Annotated in this window: 1 protein-coding gene and 1 pseudogene; one reads left to right on the top strand and one right to left on the bottom strand. The window is 37.0% G+C overall.

What is annotated here, in order from left to right; all coding sequences use genetic code 11:
* Positions 1-252: 252 nt before the first annotated feature.
* Positions 253-1,125, top strand: a complete 873-nt coding sequence (locus tag AC3DU7_RS32225; RefSeq protein ID WP_488043298.1) for a DMT family transporter — start codon at positions 253-255, stop codon at positions 1,123-1,125.
* 641 nt (positions 1,126-1,766) lie between these two features.
* Here AC3DU7_RS32225 and AC3DU7_RS32230 read toward each other — a convergent pair.
* Positions 1,767-2,077 (bottom strand): annotated as a pseudogene (locus AC3DU7_RS32230) (magnesium-protoporphyrin IX monomethyl ester (oxidative) cyclase); the annotation flags it as partial.

Consider the following 2,077-nt stretch of genomic DNA (forward strand, 5'->3'; position numbering starts at 1 on the left):
CTAAAATTCGATTGGTTTTGAGACCAGATGGTCAAGTTCAGACTTTTTTAGAGTCTTTAAATTAAGGATAGTTGGTAGGTTGTGGGTGTAATTTCAGTTATCAGCTATCAGTTATCAGCACCTCTAGCTGTTTGCGTAGCATTCCGTAGGAAAGCAAGAGCTTCAAATAAAAAAGGAGAAAGTTTTTTTATCGCGCTATTATCCAGACATGATATTACTCATTGTATGACTATCAAAATTCTGTAAATCTCTATGAAAAAACTCAATATTTCTATTGGTTTAGTCGGGATTATTATTGCTGTTTTATTTTGGGGATCTGCCTTTCCCGGCGTTCGCTATGCTGTTCAAAGGTTTGATCCTCTTAATTTAGTGGCTTTGAGATTCTTTATTGCATCTTCAGTCTTATTGATATTTGCTTTACTCTCAAAGCAAATTCGCAGGCCGGATACCAAGGACATTCCTCTCCTACTAGCTCAGGGTATCCTTGGCATTTCAGTATATCATCTTTTACTGTCCTGGGGACAGCTGACGATTCCTGCTGGAACTGCAAGTCTCTTAAATGCCTCCAGTCCTTGTATGGCAGCTTTGCTAGCAGCAGCGTTTTTGGGTGAATCGCTGTCACGACGAAGTTGGCTAGGAATGTTGGTTGGCTTTAGTGGTGTGTCACTAATTGTTATTGGTCAAGGTAATGACTTCAGTTTTGCTTTTTCATCAGTACTAATTCTGATAGCAGCCTTTTCCCAAAGCCTCTACTACATTCTCCAGCGTCCTTTTTTCAGTAAATATTCTCCCCTGGAACTTGCTTGTTATACGCTTTGGGGAGGGACATTACCTATGTTATTCTTTCTCAAAATTCCTTCTTCTCTAGAGGTAAGTTTAACTATTGCCTATTTAGGGATGTTTCCAGCCGCTTGTGCCTACATTGCTTGGACTTATGCTTTAGCTAACTTTTCAACTGCACGAGCATCTAGCTTTCTATATTTAGTTCCAGTTGTTGCAATCATTGTTGGTTGGCTATGGTTAGACGAAAAACCTGCTCTTTTATCTATTGTTGGAGGAGGTACGATTATGGCAGGTGTTGTTTTAGTCAATGACACTAAATTCAAGCCTAAAAGCCAAGAGTAAAAAAAAGTGAAGGGGGAAAATTGCTTAAAATGAACTCATGTCACAAATTAACCTAAATTATACAGCATATTTCGGGCCAATGAGGTACAGGGTAAATGATCAAAATATTGTAGTGCGGGCATCTTGCCCGCGATTGGTGTACCTTATAATACCAATTTTAAAAAAGAATGCTACAAAAAGGTAGATCTCGATCGGATATGCTTAAAAATAACTGCTCCAGTTCATTTAAGATAGTTATATCTATCTTTTTTTCCTTTTTTTCAATATTTACCCCTTCTTCCTTCTTCCCTCTTCCTTCTTTAGTACGGACGTTGCATGCAACGTCCCTACCATTTGTAACAAACATTTATCACGCTTGGTATAATATCATGTCCATTTATATCGTTTATGTAAACCCAAGGGTGAAGATCTACAGGAAATTTAGCTTTTTTTCTTGCTCAATAGCTTTCCTCCCTCTTTCCTTCTTCCTTCTTCCTTACCTTTGCTATACAAGACCGATAGTACCAGACATGATATAACAACGGCAAGCGCTGTATTACTCCGAAAACAATGAAAATTATATTATATAATCAAATAAATAAAAAAAATAGCCTTGTGATATTTCCAAGGCTATCAAGCGAAATTAACTATTAAAGACGTCTTTAACGAACAGAAGTTTGCATAGTAGCAGTTTCAATTGGCTTCATAAAATATAGTTTCAGGAATTGCCAACCATTAGACAGATAAAGAGGTAACTTCTGGAAAAGCTTCACAACACCTGAATTATTAGAATTAGCGATCGCTGTTAACTTTTCATTATTCTTAATACAAACTTCTAGTCTTTCATAAAACTGAGGATCTTCTACATCCAAAATTACTGGAAAAACACGTCCTGAAGTTTCATTAGTCTTCTCAATGACATACTTATCATAATCACGAGCATTCAAACCAATAGCCGCATAAAAATCAGCTC

Source organism: Okeania sp., from assembly GCF_983059655.1.